1 protein-coding gene is annotated in these 719 nt (G+C 46.7%); it reads left to right on the forward strand.

The annotated features are described in order from the left end of the window. Positions 1–79 precede the first annotated feature (79 nt). On the forward strand, positions 80–719 hold a 640-nt coding region (locus R7040_RS26405; protein WP_318097568.1), incomplete at its 3' end, for an ABC transporter substrate-binding protein.

Here is a 719-nt window from a genome sequence, read left to right on the forward strand (position 1 = left end):
AACATACTCTGTAAGATTTTTTGACAATCTTTCATAGATTTGAGTTACCGCACACTATTTAAGGTTTTTGGTTAATTTGATGGCTGATTTCAAGCAATTTGGGCGTCGTTTACTTCTTGGTGCGGCGCTTTATGCACCACTCACAATGGCAGCAGAAAAAGAGTTGGTGATACTCACGACCTTCTCTCAAGCACCAATCACTGCTTTGGTGGATGACTTTACGCAGCACTATCCTGATGCTGAAGTCCGAGTGGTTCACCGACGCACTCAATCAAGCCTGCAATTGCTTAGCAAAAGCTACATGAAGGATATCGACTTGGTGTTGAGCTCGTCGCCGTTTCTGATGCAAGAGCTGTCTAATGAACATCGTTTGGCTGATATGTCGTCGCGTGTGCAAGTGCCGAAATGGTTGTCCCCTTATCTATTACCTAATAACGATCAAGTCGTGGCGTTTGGATACTCAGGCGCCGGGATTGTTTGGAACAAAGATTATTTGGCCGCGAACCATTTACCAGAACCGAAGCGTTTTCAAGATCTGACTAATCCGCTGTACTTTGGTCACGTTACCATGAGCACGCCAAGCCGATCCGGAACCACGCAATTGATGGTCGAGAGTGTGCTTAGTCAATATGGTTGGCAAGAGGGCTGGCGGATTTTACTCAATGTGGGAGCGAACCTCGCGACGATCTCTTCTCGCAGCTTTGGAGTGGCGGATTACA

The sequence above is a fragment of the Vibrio sp. 1069 genome (genome assembly GCF_033340555.1).